Annotated in this window: 23 protein-coding genes; 10 read left to right on the top strand and 13 right to left on the bottom strand. The window is 73.8% G+C overall.

Going from position 1 to position 22,459, the window contains the following annotated elements; translation table 11 throughout:
* Positions 1-7: 7 nt before the first annotated feature.
* Together ACLQ2V_RS01455 and ACLQ2V_RS01460 are read right to left on the bottom strand one after the other, a co-directional pair.
* Positions 8-1,213 (bottom strand): helix-turn-helix domain-containing protein, encoded by a 1,206-nt coding sequence (locus ACLQ2V_RS01455; RefSeq protein ID WP_425716976.1) that lies wholly within the window; start codon positions 1,211-1,213, stop codon positions 8-10.
* A 61-nt stretch (positions 1,214-1,274) separates the two neighbouring features.
* On the bottom strand, positions 1,275-1,478 hold the full coding sequence (locus tag ACLQ2V_RS01460; protein WP_425716498.1) for a hypothetical protein: 204 nt from the start codon (positions 1,476-1,478) through the stop codon (positions 1,275-1,277).
* A 238-nt stretch (positions 1,479-1,716) separates the two neighbouring features.
* Between ACLQ2V_RS01460 and ACLQ2V_RS01465 the strand changes: the two genes are divergently transcribed.
* Positions 1,717-3,159 carry a helix-turn-helix domain-containing protein gene (locus ACLQ2V_RS01465; RefSeq protein ID WP_425716499.1) on the top strand — a complete coding sequence of 481 codons (1,443 nt, stop codon included), beginning with the start codon at positions 1,717-1,719 and terminating at the stop codon, positions 3,157-3,159.
* Here ACLQ2V_RS01465 and ACLQ2V_RS01470 read toward each other — a convergent pair.
* Positions 3,138-3,704 (bottom strand): NUDIX hydrolase, encoded by a 567-nt coding sequence (locus ACLQ2V_RS01470; RefSeq protein WP_425716500.1) that lies wholly within the window; start codon positions 3,702-3,704, stop codon positions 3,138-3,140. The two genes, ACLQ2V_RS01465 and ACLQ2V_RS01470, sit on opposite strands and share 22 nt — an antisense overlap.
* 442 nt (positions 3,705-4,146) lie before the next feature.
* On the opposite strand from ACLQ2V_RS01470, the gene ACLQ2V_RS01475 reads away from it, so the two are divergent.
* Together ACLQ2V_RS01475 and ACLQ2V_RS01480 are read left to right on the top strand one after the other, a co-directional pair.
* A complete protein-coding gene (locus ACLQ2V_RS01475) occupies positions 4,147-4,692 on the top strand; it encodes a hypothetical protein (RefSeq protein WP_425716501.1) in 546 nt (181 codons plus the stop codon).
* A gap of 59 nt (positions 4,693-4,751) precedes the next feature.
* Entirely contained in the window at positions 4,752-5,867 is a 1,116-nt protein-coding gene (locus tag ACLQ2V_RS01480; RefSeq protein WP_425716977.1) for an AAA family ATPase, read from the top strand.
* Here ACLQ2V_RS01480 and ACLQ2V_RS01485 read toward each other — a convergent pair.
* The 6 genes from ACLQ2V_RS01485 to ung form a co-directional block, all read right to left on the bottom strand.
* Positions 5,848-6,102, bottom strand: a complete 255-nt coding sequence (locus ACLQ2V_RS01485; RefSeq protein WP_425716978.1) for a hypothetical protein — start codon at positions 6,100-6,102, stop codon at positions 5,848-5,850. The genes ACLQ2V_RS01480 and ACLQ2V_RS01485 overlap by 20 nt on opposite strands.
* A gap of 32 nt (positions 6,103-6,134) precedes the next feature.
* Positions 6,135-7,181: a tRNA (adenosine(37)-N6)-threonylcarbamoyltransferase complex transferase subunit TsaD gene (tsaD, locus tag ACLQ2V_RS01490; protein WP_425716502.1), complete on the bottom strand. Its 1,047-nt coding sequence runs from the start codon at positions 7,179-7,181 to the stop codon at positions 6,135-6,137.
* 6 nt (positions 7,182-7,187) lie between these two features.
* The gene (gene rimI, locus ACLQ2V_RS01495; RefSeq protein ID WP_425716979.1) at positions 7,188-7,628 is read right to left on the bottom strand and encodes a ribosomal protein S18-alanine N-acetyltransferase; all 441 of its coding nucleotides are present in this window, start codon (positions 7,626-7,628) and stop codon (positions 7,188-7,190) included.
* Between the two features lie 173 nt (positions 7,629-7,801).
* Positions 7,802-8,479, bottom strand: coding sequence for a tRNA (adenosine(37)-N6)-threonylcarbamoyltransferase complex dimerization subunit type 1 TsaB (gene tsaB, locus ACLQ2V_RS01500; RefSeq protein WP_425716503.1), 678 nt, complete (start codon positions 8,477-8,479; stop codon positions 7,802-7,804).
* Between the two features lie 89 nt (positions 8,480-8,568).
* The gene (locus tag ACLQ2V_RS01505; protein WP_425716504.1) at positions 8,569-9,429 is read right to left on the bottom strand and encodes a maleylpyruvate isomerase family mycothiol-dependent enzyme; all 861 of its coding nucleotides are present in this window, start codon (positions 9,427-9,429) and stop codon (positions 8,569-8,571) included.
* A gap of 91 nt (positions 9,430-9,520) precedes the next feature.
* Positions 9,521-10,222, bottom strand: coding sequence for a uracil-DNA glycosylase (gene ung, locus ACLQ2V_RS01510; RefSeq protein ID WP_425716980.1), 702 nt, complete (start codon positions 10,220-10,222; stop codon positions 9,521-9,523).
* Between the two features lie 133 nt (positions 10,223-10,355).
* On the opposite strand from ung, the gene ACLQ2V_RS01515 reads away from it, so the two are divergent.
* From ACLQ2V_RS01515 to ACLQ2V_RS01535, 5 genes are all read left to right on the top strand, one after another.
* Positions 10,356-11,747 carry a lipase family protein gene (locus ACLQ2V_RS01515; protein WP_425716505.1) on the top strand — a complete coding sequence of 464 codons (1,392 nt, stop codon included), beginning with the start codon at positions 10,356-10,358 and terminating at the stop codon, positions 11,745-11,747.
* Positions 11,748-11,920: 173 nt separating this feature from the next.
* On the top strand, positions 11,921-13,060 hold the full coding sequence (locus ACLQ2V_RS01520) for a sensor histidine kinase (protein WP_425716506.1): 1,140 nt from the start codon (positions 11,921-11,923) through the stop codon (positions 13,058-13,060).
* Positions 13,061-13,130: 70 nt separating this feature from the next.
* Positions 13,131-13,796: a response regulator gene (locus ACLQ2V_RS01525; protein WP_425716507.1), complete on the top strand. Its 666-nt coding sequence runs from the start codon at positions 13,131-13,133 to the stop codon at positions 13,794-13,796.
* A 106-nt stretch (positions 13,797-13,902) separates the two neighbouring features.
* Positions 13,903-14,550, top strand: coding sequence for a DUF2306 domain-containing protein (locus ACLQ2V_RS01530; protein ID WP_425716508.1), 648 nt, complete (start codon positions 13,903-13,905; stop codon positions 14,548-14,550).
* Positions 14,550-15,548, top strand: a complete 999-nt coding sequence (locus tag ACLQ2V_RS01535; RefSeq protein ID WP_425716509.1) for an NAD(P)-dependent alcohol dehydrogenase — start codon at positions 14,550-14,552, stop codon at positions 15,546-15,548. Before ACLQ2V_RS01530 ends, ACLQ2V_RS01535 begins: the two co-directional genes overlap by 1 nt.
* Before the next feature lie 60 nt (positions 15,549-15,608).
* On the opposite strand, the gene tsaE is transcribed toward ACLQ2V_RS01535, so the two are convergent.
* The 4 genes from tsaE to ACLQ2V_RS01555 form a co-directional block, all read right to left on the bottom strand.
* On the bottom strand, positions 15,609-16,091 hold the full coding sequence (tsaE, locus tag ACLQ2V_RS01540; protein ID WP_425716981.1) for a tRNA (adenosine(37)-N6)-threonylcarbamoyltransferase complex ATPase subunit type 1 TsaE: 483 nt from the start codon (positions 16,089-16,091) through the stop codon (positions 15,609-15,611).
* Positions 16,092-16,147: 56 nt separating this feature from the next.
* Positions 16,148-17,236: an alpha/beta fold hydrolase gene (locus ACLQ2V_RS01545; protein ID WP_425716510.1), complete on the bottom strand. Its 1,089-nt coding sequence runs from the start codon at positions 17,234-17,236 to the stop codon at positions 16,148-16,150.
* 14 nt (positions 17,237-17,250) lie between these two features.
* On the bottom strand, positions 17,251-18,369 hold the full coding sequence (gene alr, locus ACLQ2V_RS01550) for an alanine racemase (RefSeq protein WP_425716511.1): 1,119 nt from the start codon (positions 18,367-18,369) through the stop codon (positions 17,251-17,253).
* A 77-nt stretch (positions 18,370-18,446) separates the two neighbouring features.
* The gene (locus tag ACLQ2V_RS01555; protein WP_425716512.1) at positions 18,447-19,916 is read right to left on the bottom strand and encodes an NAD(P)H-hydrate dehydratase; all 1,470 of its coding nucleotides are present in this window, start codon (positions 19,914-19,916) and stop codon (positions 18,447-18,449) included.
* Positions 19,917-20,338: 422 nt separating this feature from the next.
* Here ACLQ2V_RS01555 and ACLQ2V_RS01560 point away from each other — a divergent pair, with 422 nt between their 5' ends.
* Positions 20,339-20,635: a hypothetical protein gene (locus ACLQ2V_RS01560; protein WP_425716513.1), complete on the top strand. Its 297-nt coding sequence runs from the start codon at positions 20,339-20,341 to the stop codon at positions 20,633-20,635.
* Positions 20,632-22,377, top strand: coding sequence for an alpha/beta hydrolase (locus tag ACLQ2V_RS01565; RefSeq protein WP_425716514.1), 1,746 nt, complete (start codon positions 20,632-20,634; stop codon positions 22,375-22,377). Before ACLQ2V_RS01560 ends, ACLQ2V_RS01565 begins: the two co-directional genes overlap by 4 nt.
* Positions 22,378-22,459 lie beyond the last annotated feature (82 nt).

A 22,459-nucleotide genomic window follows, 5' to 3' on the forward strand; every position in this document is an offset into this window, starting at 1 on the left:
GGGGCGGTCACCGGGTCAGCCCGATCAGCGACGCCAGGCGGGCCACGCCGGCCGCGACCGGCCGAACGGACGCCACGAACTCGACCATGGCGTGGGCCGCCGGGCGGTAGCGGATCTCGGCCGGCGCGGTCCGTTCGGCGTCGACCAGGGCCCGGCCCGCCCGGAGCAGGTCACCGACGTGCAGGTACGCCCGCGCGGCATCCACCAGGTGCGCGGCCCGGTGCTCGACCGGCAGCAGCGACCACCCGCTCGCGCCGACGGCCTTCTCGTGCCAGGCGACCGCCGCTCCGCCGTCGTCCAGGTCGACCGCCGCTGTCACCCGCGCCAACCGGACGCTCGTGGAGCCGAAACCCGTGTGGTGGTGGTCCTGGCTGCCGTCGACCCGTTCGGCGATCTCGCCGGCCTGGGCGAGCAACTCCCCCGCGCCGCGCGCATCGCCACAGCTCGCAGCGGCGAGCGCAGCCTCGACCAGCAGTGTTCCGCAGAGCGCCAACTCCGGCGGCGCACCGGCCTGGGGCACCGTCGGCGCGATCCGGTGTGCGGCGGTGGCCGTCGCCGACATCGCCAACCTGCCCCGCTCGGCGGCACGCAACGCCTGCCCGAGGGGGATCGCGGCGGCCGCTGCCAAGAGCGGGTCACCGGACGCCGCCGCCATCGCCCGGTCGGCGGCCAACCAGGCCAGGTCGGCCTCCCCCAGCTTCACCAGCACCGACGCCGTGATCCGGTACACCTGGATCAGCAGATCCCCCTCACCTTGGGTGGCATGGGCGCGCTGGGCGTCGCCGAGCAGGCCCGGCAGCATCCGCATCAGCTGCGGGTAGTGCGCACGCTGGTAGCTCAGCCAGGCATGTGTCACCTGTCGATCCAGTTCGCCGACCGGTGGCACCGCCCGGAGAGGCGGTCCGGGCTGGAGGAAGTCGTAGCGGGCCAGCGCAGCCCGCACCCTGTCCACGTCCTCGTCGATCGCACCGGCCACCGCCGGCCTGGTGGCTGCGCCGGTCAGTACCGACACGTCCACCCGCAGCACTCCGGCGACGTCCTGGATGACGGAGAACCTGTCCAGGGAGCGGACGCCCCGCTCGACCTTGTCCACCCAGCTCTTCGACTTGCCGAGCCGGTCGGCCAGCATCTGCTGCGTCATCCGTCGCCGGTCCCGCCACCGCGCCACCCGACGACCGATCGGCTCGTCTTCCGGCGGTTGCGAGACGCTCATCGCGCTCGGCCCGAAGAACGGCGGTGCGGCGTACGGATGGCTGCCCACCCGGACCGGGTCGTCACAGGGCAGCACCGACGATCTTGGCGTAGTGGCCGCGTCTGTCGACTGCCTGTCGGCGCTCCTCGCAGGGGCACGGTCGGCCGCAGCGGCACAGGTTCAGCTCCGTCGCCTCGTGCGCCACCAGCAGCGCGTCAGCCGCCTCGATCTGCTCGCGGGCGTACTCGGTCAGCGCCTTCAGGTCGCGGAGCGCACCCACGGTCATCGGGCCGGTGAGATGGTCGGCGGGAGCCGTGCAGGCGTATGACGACGATCGGGTGAATCGGGCGGCAAGCTCTCCGAGGCGTAAGGCATGCCCGCAGAATTGCGCCGGCGCCGGCCCATAAGCCATGTCGACGGCTCATGTGACAGTGACATGTGCTGGCTCGACCTGCGTCTCCTCCCGTTCTAAGCTGCGAGCTGAACACCGTCAGTAGTTGGATCATCGCGCTGGGAGCGCGCCGTTGCTCGATTCGCTTCAGATCCCGGGCCACCTGTGGTGGGACAAGGCCGTGCGCGCGGCTCTCGACGCCCGTGACGTCGGAGCCTTGTTCCGACACGTCAGCCGCTTGGCCCACGCGAGTCAGACCCGCATCGGTGCCGCCGTCGGACTTGAACAGGGCTATGTCAGCCGCATCATGGCTGGACGGAAGGTCACCTCCATCGACGTGCTGGAACGCATCGCCGATGGCCTTCGGATGCCTGACGAGGCACGTATGACGTTGGGGTTAGCCCCGCGCCAACGCGCATCCCCCAGTGACACAGCCGACTCCGTCCATCAACGGCATCCTGATCCACCTGTCGACCGGTCCTGGCACCAGGAGGTCAGCGCGGCCGCGCAGCTTTGGGAAGGTGAAGTGAACCGTCGAGACGTGATTCGCCAAGCGGCCTTCAGCACGGCCGGCTACACCCTTCCAGCGCTCCGCTGGTTCACCGCGCCTCCGCCGCGTGACGTGGACCGAGCCGGTGGCCGCAGCATCGGTCAGCCCGACATCGACACGATCCGGGAGATGACCGCAACCTATCGGCGACTGGACAACCAGTACGGAGGCGGGCACGCCCGCGAGACAGTGGTCCGCTACCTGCACCAGGAGGTGGCCCCGATCCTGACCGAGGGTCGATACAATCCCGCAACCGGCCGGCGGCTACTCAGCGCCGTCGCCGAATTGACTCAGCTCGCCGGTTGGCAGGCCTACGACGAGGTCGATCACGGGGCTGCCCAGCGACACCTCGCCGTCGCGCTGAATTTCGCCCATGCGGCGGGTGACTCCGTGCTCGGAGCGGAGATCCTTGCCGCCATGAGCCATCAGGCGACCTACCTCGGCCATACCGGAGCAGGTGTCGATCTCTCCCGCGCCGCGAGACGGACCGCGCACCTTGCTGGTGTGACGATCCTGGCCGCCGAGGCGTTGGTCATGGAGGCACACGCCCACGCTGCCGCAAAGAACGAAGGGGCTTGCGCCCAAGCGCTGCACCAGGCAGAACGCACCCTCGACCGGGCTGACCGCAGCAGTGTCCCGCGGTGGTTGGGCTACTTCGACGAGGCATACCTGTCAGCCAAGTTCGGCCACTGCTTCACCGCGCTCGGCAAGCCGGCGCAGGCAGAACGCTTCGCCGTCAAGTCGCTGAGAATGAACGAAAGCTACGTACGCGGCAAGGCGTTCAACCTCGCCCTACTTGCCACCGTCCAGGCGCAGCGGAACGAACCCGACAGGGCCTGCGCCATCGGCGCGGAAGCGCTGGCCTTGGCCTCGCAGCTCCGATCCGCCCGCGCCGCCGGCTACCTGCACGACCTGCGAGCCCAACTCGCGCCGCATCGCCGCAGACCTGCCGTCCGCCACTTCACCCATCAGGTCGACGCCACCCTCGGGCCCCGCCGAGACGGCTACAACTCGCCCCGCGCCTGACGTGCGGTCAACTCCAGCACGGCGATCACGGTGCCGGCTCCGACGATCTCCCCGTGCTCCACGAGGGCACGGGCCTGGGCCAACGGTATCCAGGCGACCCGTTCCGCCTCGTTCACATCCACCGGAGCACCCGTGTGCTCCGCCCTCCGAGCGAAGAACAGCAAGTTCTTCGCGTCCGCCGTCGCGACCCACGGCTGGAACGACAGCAGCGGCTCGACCTCATGCGGCCGCCAGCTCGTCTCCTCCTCGACCTCACGCACCGCGCACCGCGCAGGCTCCTCATCGCCGTCGACGTAGCCGCCGGGGAGTTCCCACACCCATTGGTCGAGCACGAAGCGATGCCGCCGCATCAACAACAGCCGCTGCTGGTCGTCCAGCACGGCAACCATGGCAGACAGGGGAGCCCGGATCACGTACTGCTCGAACCGGACACCGTCCGGCAGCTCGACCTCGGCGATGCTCAGCCGAGCCTTCCGGCTGTCATCCACCACCCGCTCGCCGTGGATCGTCCATCGGGTCAGCCCTGTCGCCTCGTCGTCAGCCACCCCGCCAGTATCGGCCAACCCTGGCGATCAACCCAGATCCCGTTCTGCGGTGGATCGGACGATGGACCCGGAGACCATTGCAGCAGCGAGGTGCCACTGGGGGGCTGGCTGAACGACCCGAATCCAAGTTACCGGTCGCACTTTATGCAGGACGGCTTCGACCACCACAGGCGCGCCAGGAAAATTGCGTGACGAGGCACCAGCGTGAACGAAGTTCATATGGTTTATAGCTGTTGACACACCAAGAATTTGTCAATTAGGTTGCAGTCCCGAAGTCACAGATGCCAGGAAGGGAGTTCAGTTGTTCCAGGTAGACCTTCAGGACAGCGTGACTCGTCTCGCCCGGTCACTGGAGGTGCCCAAACGACTGACTAGCTTGCACCCACGCAGACAAGGCCATGCGGGTAACTACTCCGCCCTACCTCCGGCAGTAGTCCTTGGGGTGATATCGGCGTTCGAAGGATTTGCCGAAGACTTCCTGGCCACAGCGCTCTATCTGCGGGGCTTTGGGATGGGCCAGATAGCCAGGCGCGTATCGATGAACAATCCAACGGTTCACGATTTTCAGAAGAAATGCCAGACAGAATTTCCCGGAATCGCGACAAGGTTGGCGGGCTCATCTCCGTTGCAGGTATGGAACATTCCATCCGTGCACGGTCGACCAGCCACCGAAAGGATTACCTGGGAAGAAGCATGCAAGCGCGCTGACGGCTGGATGGAGGTACGGCATTGTTTAACCCACGGCCTTGCCTCCGGCTGGCGAAGCGAAGTGTGGCCAGGTCCTCTAAAGGGAAACACGACGGCCAGCAGTGTGCTTCGGGCGAAGCCGGGCGGCAGACACTCCATCGGCCTCATAGGCGCCATTTCGTGTGCCCGCATCTACCTCTACGGTGCCGAGCGAATCGCGACCGAGGTTGCAAAGGAATTGGGCCATACACTGCTGTGGGAAATCCCCGATTTTCCTTTGAGAAACGGGGAAACGACATGATCCCGAGACGGCCAAAGGGCACGAATACGCGGCGCCCCCCATACCTCCTGCGGTTGAAGGTGCTCAACTTCCGGAGCCTTCGCGACGTCGAGGTCCACCTGGGGGCGTTGAACGTTCTCGTGGGTCCCAACGGCGCGGGCAAGTCGAATCTCCTCGACGTAATCGCTTTCCTTGGCGATGCCACCCGCGATGACCTGGCACCGGCGCTCGACCGGCGCGCCGGGTTCGATCGGGTGGTCTTTCGGGCCGCCAAGGGATCTCGGCAGTCGATCAGCATCGAGGTCGAGGCTGCGGTGACCAAGAACAGCTCCCTGAAGGCGACCGACACCTACACGCTGAAGTTCTCGTCCGACAAGATGAAGTCCGGTCGCAGCGAGAAGGAGCGGTACTACCTGCGGCGAGCGGAGAGCTTCGCATTCAAGCGGACGGCTGGTCCTGGCCGACGGATCACGGTCAAGGGCGGTCGGATCACGTTCCACAAGCCGGAAGGTGGGGAAGACACCGCGAGCCTGCGGGAGGGTTCCCTCGGCTTGTCGACGTTACCGAAACTAAGCCCGGAGGACGGTGGCGAGCAGGTGGAGGCGCTGGCGAATCTGTTCGCCGGCTTCCGGGTGTTCGACGTCGACGTCCCTGCCGCGCGTCGACCGTCGCAGGAACGCACAAGTGAGCGCCTGCACAACGACGCGAGCAACCTCGCCGCGTTCCTCGCGTTCCTGGCCGATCGGCACGCCGACCGGTTCGACGCGCTGCAACGCGACGCCCGTGCCTTCATTCCTGGTCTGGAACGGCTGGAGTTCACCGCGATCGGCGGTGCCGGAGAGGGAACCGTCCTCACCCTGGTCGAGCGAGGCCTGCCGGGGGCGACCACGCTGCGAGAGGCCTCCTACGGGTCCATTCGCGCCCTCGCCCTGCTCGCGCTGCTCTACGACCCGTCTCCCCCACGGCTGACGTGCATCGAAGAGATCGATCACGGGCTGCATCCGCACATCCTCGACCGACTTGTCGAACTGTTGCGCGAAGCCTCCGGCCGTACGCAGTTCCTGATCGCCACCCACTCCCCCGCGCTGGTGAATCGGCTGACGCCCGACGAACTCATCGTCTGCGAGCGGGGCGACGACGCCGCATCACTTCTCGAACGCCAGCCGGCAGCGGGGTTCAGCGGTCGACTTGGGTGAAGTCCCAGGTGTGCGGCGGGCGGGCGACCAGGGTCGCGGGCGGGTCGGGCAGCGCCCGGGGGCTGCTGCGCCACTTCGAGATCACCACCACCCGGTGGTCGGTGGAGCTGAACACCTCGCTGGACAGGTGCAGCGGGTCGTGCTCGAACTCGGGCAGGGCGGTGTCGCAGACCCAGGTGATCAGGTCGGCGAAGCCGTACGCCTCGGCCCGCGCCTCCCACATCCGTACGATCACGTCGTCGCTCCCCTCGCCGGCACCTCGGGTGGTCACACGCTGACCGTGGTCAACGGCAGGGACGAATCGGCCGGCAGGTCCAGCCGGCTCGGCGCGACCCCGGCGGCGACCAGGTGCGCGCCGAGCGCCGCCACCATCGCCCCGTTGTCGGTGCAGAGCTTCGGCCGGGGCACCCGGACCCGGATGCCGAGCTTCGCCGCCCGCTGCTCCGCCAGCACCCGCAGCCGGGAGTTCGCGGCCACGCCCCCGCCGATCACCAGCGTATCGACCCCGTGGGCGCGGCAGGCGGCCAGCGCCTTCGCGGTGAGCACGTCGCAGACCGACTCCTGGAACGACGCGGCCACGTCGGCCACCGGCACCGGCTCGCCGGCGCGCTGCCGGGCCTCGACCCAGCGGGCCACCGCCGTCTTCAGGCCGGAGAAGGAGAAGTCGTACTCGTGCCGGGCGAGGTCCTTGGCTGCGGTCAGCCCGCGCGGGAAGCCGATCGCGGTGGGGTCGCCGGCCCGCGCCTCCCGGTCCACGTACGGGCCACCCGGGAACGGCAGGCCGAGCAGCCGGGCCACCTTGTCGAACGCCTCCCCGGCGGCATCGTCGATGGTCGCGCCGAGCGGGGTGACCCCCCGGGCCAGGTCGTCGACGAGGAGCAGGGACGAGTGCCCCCCGGAGACCAGCAGGGCGATCGCCGGCTCGGGCAGCGGCCCGTGTTCGAGGGTGTCCACGGCGACGTGCGCGGCGAGGTGGTTCACCCCGTACACCGGCTTCTCGGCGGCCAGCGCGTACCCCTTGGCGGCGGCGACACCGACCAGCAGCGCGCCGGCCAGACCCGGCCCGGAGGTGACCGCGATGGCGTCGATGTCGGCGATGGTCACCCCGGCCTCGGCCAGCGCCCGGTCCATGGTGGGCACGATGGCCTCCAGGTGGGCGCGGCTGGCGACCTCGGGCACCACCCCGCCGAAGCGGGCGTGCTGCTCGACGCTGGAGGCCAGCGCGTCGGCGAGCAGGGTGTGCCCGCGTACGATGCCGACCCCGGTCTCGTCGCACGAGGTCTCGATGCCGAGGATGAGCGGTTCGTCGGCCATGGCTCCTCAGTCCTGCTCGCGCCGCATGACCAGCGCGTCGGTGTTGCTGGGTTGGTAGTAGCCGCGACGCACCCCGATTGGCTCGAAGCCGTACGTCGCGTAGAGCCGCTGGGCCGGGGCGTTGTCCGCCGCGACCTCCAGCAGGGTGCTGCGTACGCCCCGGTCGGCGGCCTCGGCCAGCAGCGCCTCCAGCAGGGCCCGGCCCACGCCGCGCCGCTGGGCGTCCCGGCGGACCGCGATGTTCTGCACCCACGCCTCGTCCGGCGGGGCCACAGCCAGCCCGGCGTAGCCGAGCAGGGCGCCGCCGTCGGTGGCCACCAGGTAGAAGTGGCCGTTGGCCAGCTCGCTCCAGAACATCCCCGGCGACCACTGCTCGGCACCGAAGAGGTCGGCCTCGATCGGCAGCACCTCGTCGATGTGCCACCACCGGAAGCGTTCCAGCCGCACGGCGGCGGCGCTCACGGTGCCGCCCCGTCCAGCCGGCCCCGCTCACTCCTCGCGCTCACGGTGCCACCTCAGCTCGCGACTGCGGGGCTCGCAAACCCCGCTCACTCCTCGCGCTCACGGTGCCACCTCGGCTCGCGACTGCGGGGCTCGCAAACCCCGCTCACTCCTCGCGCTCACGGCAGGACCGGTTTGCGGGCGGTGGCGGCCACGGCGTCCGGGCGGCGCAGGTAGAGCGGGGTGAGCGGGTCGCCGGGAGCGCCGGAGCGGATCCGCTCGGCCGCCAGCGCGGCCAGCGCGGTCGGGTCCGGGTAGCGCGGCTCGGCCCGCAGCGGCAGGTCGAAGACGTCGGCGTACCGGTGCGCGCCGTCGCCGACGACGGCGGTGACCCCGAGGTCGCGGGCGTGCCGCGCGGCGTCCGCCGGGGTGTCCACCTCCGGGCCGGCGACCCGCCGGCCCGCGCCGTCGTAGACCGCCCAGTAGACCTCCCGGCGGCGGGCGTCGCCGGCCGCCAGGATCGGCTCGCCGGCCGCCGCCGGGTGGCCGATGCCGTCCAGCGAGCAGACGCCGTACGCGGGGACGCCGAGCACCTGGGCCATGGTGGCGGCGGTGACCAGCCCCACCCGCAGCCCGGTGAACGGGCCGGGGCCGAGGCCGACGACGATCGCGCCCAGGTCGGTGGGGCGGGCGTCGACCTCGGCGAGGATCGCGGCGACCTGCGGGGCGAGCAGTTCGCCGTGCGCGCGGGCGTCGACGGTGCGGCGCTGGGCGCGGGGCGTCAGGCCGTCCGACGTGACCTCCACCAGTGCCGCGGTCACCGCGGGGGTCGAGGAGTCCAGCACCAGTACGAGCACGAACGCCACCCTAACGGGCCGGCCGCCACCCCCGGTGACGCCCCGGCTCGAATGTGCCGAGCGGCGCAGCCTGCCGCAGCGGGTTCGGGTCAGCTGGGGGTGCGCACGACGCGGAGGAAGGGCAGGAGCAGCCAGGGGCGGCGGCCTCGGATGGCGACGCCGCCGGTGAGCGCCGCGCGGACCCGGCTGATCCGGCCGAACAGCATCAGGTTGAGCGTCGCCGGCTCGAACCGGACCCGCACGTCCGGCGGGGTGCCCGGATCGGCCACCGTCACCACCCCCTGGCGCAGGACGAGGGTGATGTCGGAGCAGTATGCCGACCGGAACTCCACCATGATCGGGCGGTCACGGGGCGGCACGTCGGTGTCGAGGAGCCGGCCGTAGCCGCCCCGGATGACGCCCACCGTGAAGACCTCGAAGAAGAGCACGGCCTCCTCACCCGGCATCTCCCATGGCCGGCCGGTGGCACGGGCGATGTCCCACCCGTGCACGAGCAGCTCGTTGACGAGGTGGCTGAAGAGGCCGGCGAGGGTCGGGCGGGCGTCGCCGAACCAGCTCAGTCGCTCGTCGGGGTCGCGGTCGGCGGTGATCGCGAGGATCTTGCCCACGTCGGCGCGGAGCTGTGCCAGCAGCGGCTGGGGCGACCGTTCGGTCAGGTGCAACAGGATCAGGTCGTTGATCTCCTCGATGGTGTCCACGGTGACGGTCGGCAGCCGGGCATCGAGGCCGGGAATCGGCAGCGGCGGATGGTCGGGATCGAGCTTCGTCGCATACCACCAGGCGACCGAGACCAGGTGGACGACGGTGTCCGCGACCGACCAGTGCGCGGTGACCAGGGTCTCCAGCTGGTCGACGGACTCGACCAGCCGGACGAAGCGGTCGGTGGCCCCCTCCAGCGCGCCCCGGGCCCTCTGCCACTGCTCGGGGGTGACGCTCGCTGTCGCCGCCATGGAACACCTCCGATCGTGGAGCCACGGGTCGAGCGAAGTCTATGTCCGACGGTCGCGCCACGCTGCCCGCTCGACCGCCGCAGGCGAGGCCCTACCCGGCGGAACGCTCCCAGTCGATGGTCGGCAGGCCGGCGTCAGCGAGGGCCTTGTTGGTCGCGCTGAACGGCCGGCTGCCGAGGAAGCCACGCGGGTTCATCGGGCTCGGGTGCCCGGCCTCCAGCACCACGTGCTGCGGGTTGGTCACCAGGGCGGCCTTCTTGCGGGCGTAACCGCCCCAGAGCAGGAAGACCACCCGCTGGTCGAGGGCGTCCAGCGCCCGGATGGTGGCGTCGGTGAACTCCTCCCACCCCTTGTTGGCGTGCGAGCCCGGGGTGGCCTGCCGGACGGTGAGCACCGAGTTGAGCAGCAGCACGCCCTGCGCCGCCCAGCCGTCGAGGTTGCCGCTGCGCGGCTTCGCCACGCCCAGGTCGTCGGCCAGTTCCTTGAAGACGTTGCGCAGCGACGGCGGGACGGAGACGCCCTCCCGGACGCTGAAGCTCAGCCCGTGCGCCTGCCCGGCCTTGTGGTAGGGATCCTGCCCGAGGATCAGCACCCGGCAGTCGGTCGGCGCACAGAGCCGGTAGGCCGAGAAGAGGCCCTCGACCGGGGGGAAGACGGTCTGGGTGGCGTATTCCCCGGCGACGAAGTCGGCCAGCGCGGCCGTGCGGGCCGGGTCGAGGTGCGGGGTGAGCACGGCACGCCACTCGTCGGGCAGCAGGGCCAGCAGGTCGAGGGCGGGGGCGTCGTCGGGCATCGGCAACCTCTCGTAGTCGAACGCCACCTTCATACCAGCCCCGACCGACACTCCCGGTGCCGGAGAGTCGCCTGTGAGCCGGGCCGCTGCTAGCTTGCATTTACCCCCATCCATATTCGCCGAGGAGTGACCCGTGAGTCGCAGCGACCCCCGTCCCTGCTCCACCCCGCCGACGGTCTCCCCCGCCGGTCGCCGGGCACCGGCCGGCACCCGGCTGCTGGCCGTCGCGGCGGCAGCGGCCGCCGTCCTGGCCGGGTCCGGCGTGCCGGCCGCCGCCGACCTGTCGACGCAGGTGGTCTCCCGAGGGGTGACCATCCCCGCCTTCTACGACCCGCCCGCCACGCTGCCCGCCGCCAACGGCACGCTGATCCGCACCGAGCCCATGCCGCTCGGCCTGAGCATTCCCGGGCTGGCCGGCCGCCCGATGCCGGGCACGGCGACCCGGCTGATGTACCGCTCCACCGACTCGTCGGGCCGGGCCGTCGGCGTGACCGGGGCCTACCTCGAACCGTGGGCGGCGTGGCGGGGCACCGGCCCGCGCCCGCTGGTGGCCGTCGCCTCCGGCACCATGGGGCAGGGCGACCAGTGCGCGCCCTCGTTCTCCCTGCAGCACCCGCTGACCCTGACCGGTGACACCCTCTCGGTCGGCTACGAGGCGCTGGCCATCTACCGGATCCTCGCCACCGGCGCGGCGGTCGTCGTCACCGACTACGTCGGCCTGGGCGCGACCGACCGGCTGCACACCTACGTCAACCGCCTCGACCAGGGGCACGCCCTGTTGGACGCGGCCCGCGCCGCGCGGGCCGTGCCGGGCGCGTCGATCACCCCGACCTCCCGCGTCGGCCTGTACGGCTACAGCCAGGGCGGTGGCGCCACCGCCTCGGCGGCGGAGCTGCAACCCGGATACGCCCCCGACGTGCCCCTGGCCGGCACGTACGTCGGCGCGCCGCCCGCCGACCTGACCGCCGTGCTCAAGGGCATCGACGGCAGCGCACTAGCGGGCGCGCTGGGCTGGTCGATCAACGGGTTCGCCCAGTCCTACCCGGCCGTACGCGAGGTCATCGAGGCGAACGTCAACGCCACCGGCCGGGCGGCGCTGCAGGACATGTCCACGATGTGCGTCGGCGACGCGATCCTCGGCTACGGCTTCGCCAGGAGCAGCCGGTGGATCACCAGCGGCAAATCCCTCGGCGAGGTCATCGCGGCCGCTCCCCCGGCGCAGGCCGTGCTCGACCGGCAGCGAATCGGCACGCTCAAGCCGACCGGCCCGGTGCGCCTGGCCTCCGGCACCCAGGACGACATCGTTCCCCACCGGCAGTCCCGCCAACTGGCCGTGGACTGGTGCGGCAAGGGCGGCAACGTCACCTACGCCCCCGTCGTCCTGCCGAACCTCGGCGACAAGATCCTCACCAACCACCTGACTCCGCTCATCACCGACCAGGGTGATGCGGTGGCCTGGCTGACCGACCGCCTCGCCGGCCGGACGGTCTCCGCCAACTGCTGGTCGCTGCCCCTGCTGCCCTAGGCATCCCGCCGACCGACCGGGCGGCGCTCGTCAGGACGTGGCGAGGCGGCCGGAGGGTGGGCTCGAAGGTCGACGCGGCCTCCGCGCCCGCCCTGCGCCGGCCCGTCCGGCACGAACTGCATGAGAGAATTTCCGCGCGGGAATCTGCGCCGCCCCCTCCCTACCATGGTGGGGTGCCCGGCATCCTCCGTTCACTGTGGAACGAGCCCGGCCCGCCCCGCCCGCCGGCCCGGGTGTGGCGGGACTGGGTGCTGGTCGCCGTGCTGGTGCCCGTCACGCTCGCCGAGGGGGCGCTGCGCGCCGACGTCCCATGGCGACCCCTGGCCCTGGCCATCGCCGTCGGGATGGTTCCGACGGTGCTGTGGCGACGCACCCGGCCGCTGGCCATGGTCGCGATCGTCTTCGGCGCCACCTGCCTGGCCTCGCTCGCGACCGGCGTCGACCTGCCCGGCCTCGACTCGTTCGTCTTCGTCCTGCTGCTGCCCTACGCGCTGTTCCGGTGGGGCTCCGGGCGCGCCGTCGTGCTCGGCTCGGCCATCATGCTCGGGCACCTGGCGGTGTGGATCGGGCTCCTCCGCGCGCCGGCCGGCGACGCGCTCGGTGGCCTGGCGATCCTCGCCGCCGTCAGCGCCTCCGGCGCGGCGTTCCGCTACCGGGCCCATGCCCGCAGCCGCGAACTCGACCAGGTCAAGCTCGTCGAGCGCGAGCGGCTTGCCCGCGACCTTCACGACACCGTCGCCCACCACGTCTCGGCGATGGCGATCCGGGCCCAGGCCGGGCTGGCCACGTCGGCGACCCACCCGGAGGCGGCGGCCGACGCGCTGCGGGTGATCGAGGCCGAGGCTTCGCGGGCGCTGGCCGAGATGCGCGCGATGGTCCGCGTCCTGCGTACCGACCAACCCACCGAGTTGTCGCCGGGGCCGCGCGTGACCGACCTGGCCCAGCTCGCCGCGCCCGCGGACGGCAGCCCCGCCGTCGACGTGGAACTCGCGGGCGACCTCGACGGGCTCTCCCCTGCGGTCGGCGCCGCGCTCTACCGGCTGGCCCAGGAGGCGGTCACCAACGCCCGCCGGCACGCCCGCCACGCGACCCGCATCGAGGTACGCGTCTGCGTCGACGAGCGCTTCGCCCGCCTGCGCGTCAGCGACGACGGCGACACCGCCGCCACGAAGCCCGCCGCGCCACCCGGGTTCGGGCTGGTCGGCATGATCGAGCGGGCGAATCTTCTGGGCGGCACCTGCGAAGCCGGCCCCGGCCCCGACCGTGGCTGGACCGTCACCGCCGCGCTGCCCCGCGCCGGAGCCCCGGCGTGAACGGGCCCGGCGAGTGCAGCGGCGGGCTCGGCATGTCCCGTGACGGCTCGGAGCGCAAGGGAGGGGCGGTGTGAACGAGAGCGTGCGCGTGGTCGTCGCCGACGACCAGGAGATCGTCCGCACCGGGCTCAGGATGATCCTCGACGCCCAGCCCGGCATCGAGGTCGTCGGCGTCGCCGGCGACGGGCGGCGGGCCGTCGAACTGGCCCGGCGGCTGCGTCCCGACGTCTGCCTCTTCGACATCCGCATGCCCGGCCTCGACGGCATCGAGGCGACCCGGGCCCTGGCCGGGCCGACCGTCGCCGACCCGCTCGCCGTCGTCGTGATCACGACCTTCGACCTCGACGAGTACGTCTACGCCGCGCTCCGCGCGGGTGCCCGAGGCTTCCTGCTCAAGGATGCCGGGCCGGCGCTGCTCGCCCAGGCCGTCCACGCCGCCGCCAAGGGCGACGCGCTCATCGCGCCGAGCGTCACCACCCGGCTCATCAGGGCGTTCGCCGACGCCGGGCCGGCGGCCGCGCCGCCGAGGCAGCCCGTCGACCCGCTCACCGACCGCGAGGAGCAGGTGCTCGGCGCGGTCGCGCGCGGGCGGACCAACAGCGAGATCGCCGGCGAGTTGCACATCACGTTGAGCACCGTGAAGACCCATGTCACGAGCGTCATGCTCAAGCTCGGCGTCCGTAACCGGGTCGAGATCGCCATCTGGGCGTACGAGACCGGGCGGGCCCGTACCTGAGTCGACCCCTCGTACCTGGGTAGGGGACGCGCCCCCGACCATCGGCGGGGCGAACGGCGGCCCATGTGCCGATGAAACCGGCCGGCGACGCGGCGACGATCGACGTATGACAACCTCCTCCGCGCGGGCGGGCCTGCTGGTGCCGGCCGGCCTGGTCCTGCTGGCCGCCATCCCGGTGGTGGCCGGCGGTGTCCGCCTCACCGAGCTGGGCGGCGGCGCCGAGGTCACCCCCGACAACGTCCGGTTCTTCGACGCCCCGGTGCCGGTGGTCGCCCACATCGTCGGCGCCACCGTCTACTGCGTGCTGGGCGCGTTCCAGTTCTCCGGCGGGCTGCGCCTGCGGCGGCCGCGCTGGCATCGGACGGCCGGGCGCGTCCTGGTCCCCTGCGGCCTCGTCGCCGCCCTCACCGGCCTCTGGATGGCCCTCTGCTACGACCTGCCCCCGGGCGACGGCGACCTGCTGATGGTCGAGCGGCTCGTCTTCGGCTCGGGGATGGCGGTGTCGATCGTGCTCGGTTTCGCCGCGATCCGTCGTGGCGACGTCGTCCACCACCGGGCGTGGATGACCCGGGCGTACGCGATCGGGCTCGGCGCCGGCACCCAGGCCCTGACCACCGGGTTCTGGATCGCGGCCGTGGGCATGCCCGGCGTGGACGCCCGAGCCGGCGTCCTGGCCGCCGGCTGGCTGATCAACCTCGCCGTCGCCGAGTGGGTCATCCGCCGGCGTCCGGCCCGTCCCTCGATGGAGGCATGATGAAGGCGATCGTCCAGGAGCGTTACGGCTCACCCGACGTGCTCTCGCTGCGGGAGGTGCCGCCGCCCCGGCCCGCCGCCGACGAGGTCCTGGTCGAGGTACGGGCGGCGTCGGTCAACGCGCGCGACTGGCATGTCATGCGGGGCGACCCCTACCTGGCCCGGCTGGCCGACCCGGTCCACTTCGGCCGTCGCGGCCCACGGTTCCCGATCCGAGGCACGGATTTCGCGGGCCGGGTGGCGGCGGTCGGCGCGGCGGTCACCGGCTTCCGGGTGGGCCAGGAGGTCTACGGGGACACCGTCGTCGGCGGGGCCTTCGCCGAGTACGTCAGCGTCTCGTCGCGGACGCTCGCCGCGAAGCCGGCGGCGCTGACCTTCGCACAGGCCGCCGCCGTCCCGCTCGCCGCCAGCACGGCGCTGCTGGGCCTGCGCGACGCCGGTGAGCTGCGGGCAGGACAGCGGGTGCTGGTCAACGGCGCGTCGGGCGGGGTCGGCACGTTCGCGGTCCAGATCGCTCGCGCGCTCGGGGCCGACGTGACGGCGGTGTGCAGCACGCGCAACGTCGAACTGATCCGCTCGCTCGGCGTCGACCGGGTCGTCGACTACACGCGGGAGGACTTCGCCCGCACCGGGTTGCCACGCCACGACGTCGTCCTCGACCTGGTCGGCAACCGTTCCCTGGCCGATCTCCGGCGGGTGTTGATGCCCTCGGGCACCCTCGTCCTCTCCGGCGGCGGGGTGTCGACGGGCGGCAGCCTGCTCGGCCCGCTGGGCTTGTTCGTCCGCGCCGAGGTGGTCCGCCGGTTCGTCGGCCACCGGATCGTCCGGCTCGATGTGCCGGCGGACGCCGCGAACCTGGCCACGCTCGGCGAACTCGCCGACGGGGGTGCGCTCACCCCGGTCATCGACCGCAGCTATCCCCTGGCACGGACCGCAGACGCCATCCGGTACGTCGAGACGGAGCACGCGCGAGCCAAGGTCGTCATCACGGTTGCCTAGTGCGCTGGGCGCCGCGCCGGTCACGCCGTCCGGGGTCGCCGCGTCGGCGGCCGACCCCCGTCAGCGCAGCGCGGCGAGGCGGTCGGCCCAGTCGCCGCCGACCGGCTCCAGCTCGACGGTCCGGGTGTCGTCGTCGCGCCGGTCGATGCGGACCCGCAGGTGGGCGTCGACCAGCCGCTCGACCAGCCCCTCACCCCACTCGACCACGGTCACCGAGTCGTCCACCGAGGCGTCCAGGTCCAGGTCGTCGATCTCCGCGCGCGGGTCGGCGGCGTCGCCGAGCCGGTACGCGTCGGCGTGCACCAGCGCCACCGTCCCGCCGCGCGCCGGGTCGGGGCGGTGCACCCGGGCGATCACGAAGGTCGGCGAGGTGATGTCGCCGCGCACCCCCAGGCCCGCGCCGATCCCCTGGGTCAGCGCGGTCTTGCCGGCGCCCAGCGGGCCGGTGAGCAGTAGCAGGTCCCCGGCGCGCAGCACGCCGGCCAGCCGCCGGCCGAACGCGTGCGTGTCCTCGACGCCCGGCAGCGTCACGACGACCCCCACCGGCCCGCCCGCCGAGGCGGCACCGGCAGCGCCCGCCGAGGCGGCGTTCGGCGCGCTCACAGTGCCTCCAGGAAGCGTTCCAGGGCGGCGTCGACCTCGTCGGCGTGCTCCAGCATCACCACGTGCCCGCTGTCGTGGATCTTCACGAAGTCGGCGTGCGGCAGCCGCCGGACGATCTCCTCGGAGTGGGTCACCGGGGTGAGCATGTCCTTGTCGCCGACCACCACCAGCACCGGAGTGCCGGCCAACGCCGCCAGCGCCGGGTACCGCGAGTGGGTGGCCAGGGTGCGCAAATAGCGGGTGACCGTGTCGGCGGAGGTCCGCGAGTTCATCTGCTCGACGTACGACACCAGGGCCGGGCTCGGGCTCGGGGTGCCGAAGCCGTACCGGCGGGTCAGCAGCCAGGCCACGTTCGACGTGGACTGCCGGGCCCTGTCGATCACCGTGCCGCCGTACCGGGTGGCATTGTTGATCACGCTGAGCATCGGGGAGCCGACCCGGCCCAGCAGCGCCGGGGCCACCAGCTTCGTCTCGGCCAGCAGCCCACCCGAGGTGGCCATCAGCACGGTGCCCACCACCCGGTCGCCGAAGAGCTCCGGATAGAGCTCGGCGAAGGCCATGATGGTCATTCCGCCCATCGAGTGACCGACCAGCACCAGCGGCCCCTGCGGGGTGGTCCGGTCGAGCACCTCACGCAGCGTGCGGCCCAGCGCGGTCAGGTCGTACTCTCCGGTCTCCAGCCGCCCCGACCGGCCGTGCCCCGGCTGGTCGTACGCGACGATCCGGTAGTCGCCGCGCGCGGCGAGCATCTTGCGCTGGAAGTGGAACGTCCCCATGTCCAGGCAGAAGCCGTGCACCAGCACCACGGTCGGGTGCCCCGGCACGGGCCGGGTCGGCTCCACCACCTCGACGTGCACGTCGGTGCCGTCGGGCAGTTCCAGCTCGAACGCCTCGTCGTACCGTTGCTGGCCGAAGACCTCGTCGGCGTACCGGTCGGTGGGGTCGTTGCGGAGTCGACGGACCAGGGCGCGTTCGCTCACCACGCCCGCCGCGAGCCCGGCGGCGGCCACGCCCACGGCGGCCCCGAGCACACCGGCGACCCGCCCGGCGGCGGTACGCGGCCGGGGGATGCGCAGCCTGCTCACCAGTCCACCCCCGGTCACGGCCGTTCGCCGTCGTAGACGCGGGGCACCCGGACCCCGCCGAACCGGGTGACGATCTCGTAGTTGATGGTGCCGGCGGCGGCGGCCCAGTCGTCGGCGGTGGGCGCACCGTCGGCACCGTCGCCGAAGAGGGTCGCCACGTCGCCGGCGGCCACCGGGTCGTCGCCGCAGTCGACGACGAACTGGTCCATGCAGACCCGGCCGGAGACCGTGCGCCGCCGGCCGGCGAGCTGCACCGGCCCGCTCCCCGAGGCGTGCCGGGGCACCCCGTCGGCGTAGCCGAGCGGCACCACCGCCAGGTTGGCGTCGGCCTCGGTGACGTAGGTGTGGCCGTAGGAGACGCCGCTGCCCGCCGGGACCCGCTTGGTGAGCATGACCCGGGCGCGGGCGGTCATCGCCGGGCGCAGCCCGAAGGTCTGGCCGGCCACCGGGGAGAGCCCGTAGACCGCGACCCCGGGGCGGACCAGGTCGAAGTGGGTGTCGGGGCGGGTCAGGGTGGCGGCGGAGTTCGCCAGGTGCCGGTAGCGGGGGCGCAGCCCGGCCCGCTCGACCAGCTCCAGCCCTTCGTGGAAGACGGCGAGCTGACGGTCGGTCGTGGGGTGGCCGGGCTGGTCGGCGTAGACGAAGTGGCTCCACACGCCGACCACCTCGGCCAGCCCTTCGGCCTGGGCCTTCCCGGCGGCCTCCAGCAGCGCCGGCCAGTCGGCGATCGTGGCCCCGCCGCGCGCCAACCCCGTGTCGATCTTCAGGTGCAGGCGGGCCGGGCGGTCGGCCAGCCGGCTCGCCTCGATCATCTCGTCGAGCTGCTCCAGGCTGGCGGCGGCCAGGTCCACCCCGGCCGCGACGCCGGAGTGCAGGGCCAGGCCGGGGGCGAGCAGCCAGGCCAGCACGGGCGCGGTGATCCCGGCCCGGCGCAGGGCCAGCGCCTCGTCCAGGGTGCAGACGCCGAGCCAGTCCGCCCCGGCGTCGAGCGCCGCGCGGGCCGACGGGACCATGCCGTGGCCGTAACCGTCGCCCTTGACCACCGCCATCAGCTCGGCGCCGGTCCCCGCCCGCAGCCGCGTCACGTTCTCCCGGATCGCGTCGAGATCGACTCGTACCTCGGACTGCCACATGCCCCCAGCCTACTGACAGCGGAGATCAATCCGCCCTTCAGCCGCCGCAGGCGGGGGCGGAGTGCGGCCGGGAGCGGTCAGGGCAGGCGGGCGACGACCGGGCGAAGCGCGGCCGCCACGTCGGGCGCGGTCACCGGGCCGCCGCAGGCCGCCTCCCGCCCGGCCAACCCGTGCAGGTACGCCGCCGAAACCGCCGCCCGCTCCGGGGCCACCCCGGCGGCCAGCAGCGAACCCAGCAGCCCGGCCAGCACGTCGCCGGTGCCCCCGGTGGCCAGCGCGGGGGTGCCGGTCGGGTTGACGTACGCCCGGCCGTCGGGGGTGGCGACGATCGTGCGCTCGCCCTTGAGCAGCACCACGGCGTTCATCCAGGCGGCCAGCCGCAGCGCGGCGGCGACCCGGTCGGCCCCCGGGTCGCCGCCGCTGAGCCGGGCGAACTCCCGGTCGTGCGGGGTGATCACGATCGGGGCGTCCCGCCCGCGCAGCCGCTCCGCCATCGACCCGTCGACCAGCAGGGTCAGCGCGTCGGCGTCGAGCACCACCGGCACCGGGGCGGCCAGCACCGCCCGCAGCTCCGCGACCGCCTCCGCGCCGGTGCCGAGGCCACACCCGCAGACCCACGCCTGCACCCGCCCGGCGTCGGCGACCCGCCCGCTGGCGATCACCGACGGGTGGTGGCGCAGCACGTCGTCGCGGGCGCTGCCGGCGTAGCGGACCAGGCCGGTCGGCCCGGCGAGCGCCCCGCCGACCGAGAGCACGGCCGCCCCCGGGTACCCGGCCGAGCCGGTGGCCAGCCCGACCACGCCCCGGGTGTACTTCTCCGCCGCCGGCCCCAGCTCCGGCCACCACTCGACCACGTCGGCCCACTCGGGCACCCGCAGCGCGGGGGTGCCGCGCAGCCACGGCCCCAGCCCGATGTCGACCAGCTCGACCTGCCCGGCCAGCGCCGCCGCCGGGCCGACCACCAGGGCGGGCTTCAACGCCCCGAACGCCACCGTCACGTCGGCCCGGATCGCGCCGGGCCGCCCGGACGCGGCCGCCGGCACGTCGCCGGTGTCGACGGCGACCCCGCTCGGGACGTCCACGGCGACCACGCCGGCCCGCCGGCCGTCGCGCCCGCGCAGGGCGGGCAGCTCGGCGGCGAGCCGGTCGGCCGGCTCGCGCAGCCCACCGGTGCCGCCGATCCCGACGATCCCGTCGAGCACCAGGTCGACCACCGCCGGCGGCCGGTCCACCAGCCGGCCCCCGGCGGCCCGCAGGGCGGCCAGCCCCGGCCCGTGCGCCCGACCGGGGGTCAGCGGCAGGGCCGAGACGGCGACGCCCCGGCGGGCCAGCCGCGCCCCGGCGTAGAGGGCGTCGCCGCCGTTGTCGCCCGCCCCGACCAGCAGCAGCACCCGGGCCCCGTACACCCCGCCCCGGTCGGCCAGCAGCAGCGCGCAGCGCCGGGCCAGCCCGGCGGCGGCCCGCTGCATCAGCGCCCCGGCGGGGAGGGTGGCCAGCAGCCCGGCCTCCGCCGCCCGTACGTCCGCGACCCGCCACACCGCTTTCATGCCACCCCGTTTCGTCCGTTTCCCGCCGGGCATCCCGCCCGGGCGAGTTTGCCCCGCCGCGACGCCGCTCCCCGTTGCGACCACCATCGCCGACGCGCTCCCGCCGTCGTGGCACAACGAGGGATGCCGACGCGGCGCCCACCGCCGCCGAGCGCGAGCCGCCCGCCACCACGGCGGCCGACCGGCGGCAAACGGCCGCAGAGTAGCCGCCGGGTCGACCGCCGGCAAGGCCTGTGGACAACCGGGGTACGCCCACGCCGCCCGTTGTCCACAGGCACTGCCGGTCGCGCCCCGGGCTGCCTAGCGTGGTCGAGGTCACTGCCAGCCGTCGACGCCATCGGGGGCGCGTCCGCCGCCCGTCAACAGCATCGGGGTGGCGCGTCCGCCGCCCGTCGACGGCACCGAGCCGGAGGAGTCCGCCGATGACCGAGGAGCCGTACACCGTCCGCCCCGAGCTGCTGCGGGAGGTGGCCGGTGCGCTGCACGCCGAGGCGTACCGGTTGGGGCACGGGTTGGCCGGCGAGCCCGGTCTGGTGGTGGCCGCACCGGCCTGGCGGTCGGCGGCGGCCCTGGCGGAGCTGGAGGCGGCGGCCCATGCCTGGTGCGGGGCGCTCGGCGGGCGAGTGGCCGCCGCCGGGCACTCGCTGTCCGGCGCGGCGGACGGCTACGAGGCGGCCGACGAGCGGGCCGCCCGCCGACTGACCGCCCTGCCCCGGTGAGCGGGGTGGCGGGCCTCGGGGCGGGCGACCGGGCGGCGGGCGGCGGAGCAGCGGGCGACCGGGCAGCGGGCGACCGGGCAGCGGGCGACCGGGCAGCGGGCGGCAGGACGGCGGGCGACCGGGCAGCGGGCGACTCCGGAACGAGGTCGGCTCCCGGTGTCGGGGACGGCGGCTACGCCCGGCTCTGGGCGGCGGACCCGGCCGGCTGGGCGGCCGCCGGCACGGCCTGGCGGGGCCTCACCGGACTGGTCGACCGGCGGGCGGCGGCGCTGGACCGGGCGGCCGGGGCGCTGCGCGTCGGCTGGACGGGGGCCGCCGCCGGGGCGGCCGGCGGCCGGATCGGCACCCTCCGGGCCGACCTGTCCGCCCTCGCGCCGGCGGCGATCGAGACCGACCAGATCCTCTCCGAGCTGGGCGGACGGCTGCGCCGGGCGAAGGCGGGGCTGGTCGAGGCCGTGGCGCTGGCCGACGCCGGTGGGGTGCGCATCGACCGGCGCGGCGGGGTGAGCGTCGCCCCGGGGCGGGTCGGGCCCGGCGCGGCCGCGCCGCCGGTGGCGCGGGTCGCCGCCGCCGTGACCGCCGCCCTCGCGCTCGCCGAGGCGGCCGACCGGGAGGCGGCCGGGCGGCTCGACGAGCTGACCGGCGCGTCCCGCGCGGGCTGGGTCGCCCCGCCGCCGCCCTGGCGGCCGCCGCCCGGCACCGACCCGTCGACCGTCCGGTCCTGGTGGGCCGGGCTCACCCCGGCGCAACGCCGGTGGTTGGTGCTCCACGAGCCGACCCTGGTCGGCCGGCTCGACGGGGTGCCGGTGGCGGCCCGCGACCAGGCCAACCGGCTGCTGGTCGAGCGGCGGCGGGAGGTGCTGCTGGCCGAGCGGCGACGGCTGCTCGGCCGGCGGCCGCGCGGGCCGCTGGAGGTTGCCGGGCTGGCGCGGGTGGGCGCGGCGCTGGCCGGGCTGGACGCGCTGACCGGCCGGCTGGCCGGCGGCGGGCAGCCGCGCGCGTACCTGCTGGGGCTCGACCCGGGCGGCGAGGGCCGGGCGATCGTGGCGCTGGGTGACCCGGATCGGGCCGACCACGTGCTGACCTACGTCCCGGGCATGACCGCCGGCCTCGCCGACGCCACCGGCGAGCTGGGCCGGGCGGGGCGGGTGCAGGCCCGGTGCGCGGGGCTGGATCCGACGGCGGCCACGGCGGCGGTGCTCTGGCTGGACTACGACGCACCGGACTTCCTGCACGAGGCCGTGCTGCCCGGTCAGGCCCGCGACGCCGGCCCGGCGCTGCACCGTTTCCAGGAGGGGCTGCGGGCCACCCACGACGGCCCGCCGGCCCGGCAGACGGTGCTCGGGCACAGCTACGGCTCGCTGGTGGTCGGCAGCGCCGCCCGCGACCACGGGCTCGCCGCCGACGCGCTGGTCTTCGTGGGCTCGCCCGGCGTGGGGGTGGACCGGGCCGACGCGCTGCGCCTGCCCTCGGGCGAGGTCTGGGCGAGCACCGCGTCGAACGACGCCATCCGGCTGCCGCCGGCACCGGACGAGCTGCCCCGTCGGATGGTGCGCGGGTTGAGCCCGCTGACCGCCGTGCTGACCGGCCGCGACGACCACGAGCTGTGGTTCGGCCACGATCCGGCCGATCCGGGCTTCGGCGGGCGCACCTTTCCCAGCGGCCGGTACGGCCACACCGGCTACTGGGACCCGGCCAACCCCGCCCTCGACGGCATGGCCCGGGTGGTGCTGGGCCGATGACGGCGTGGGTGCGGCAACTCCTGGGACCGGCCCCGCCCGCCCGGCGGCGGGGCCGGGCGGGCGGGCGGGGCCGGTGGGAGCG

Origin of the sequence: Micromonospora sp. DT233 (assembly GCF_049841815.1) — a bacterium.
Lineage (GTDB): Bacteria > Actinomycetota > Actinomycetes > Mycobacteriales > Micromonosporaceae > Micromonospora.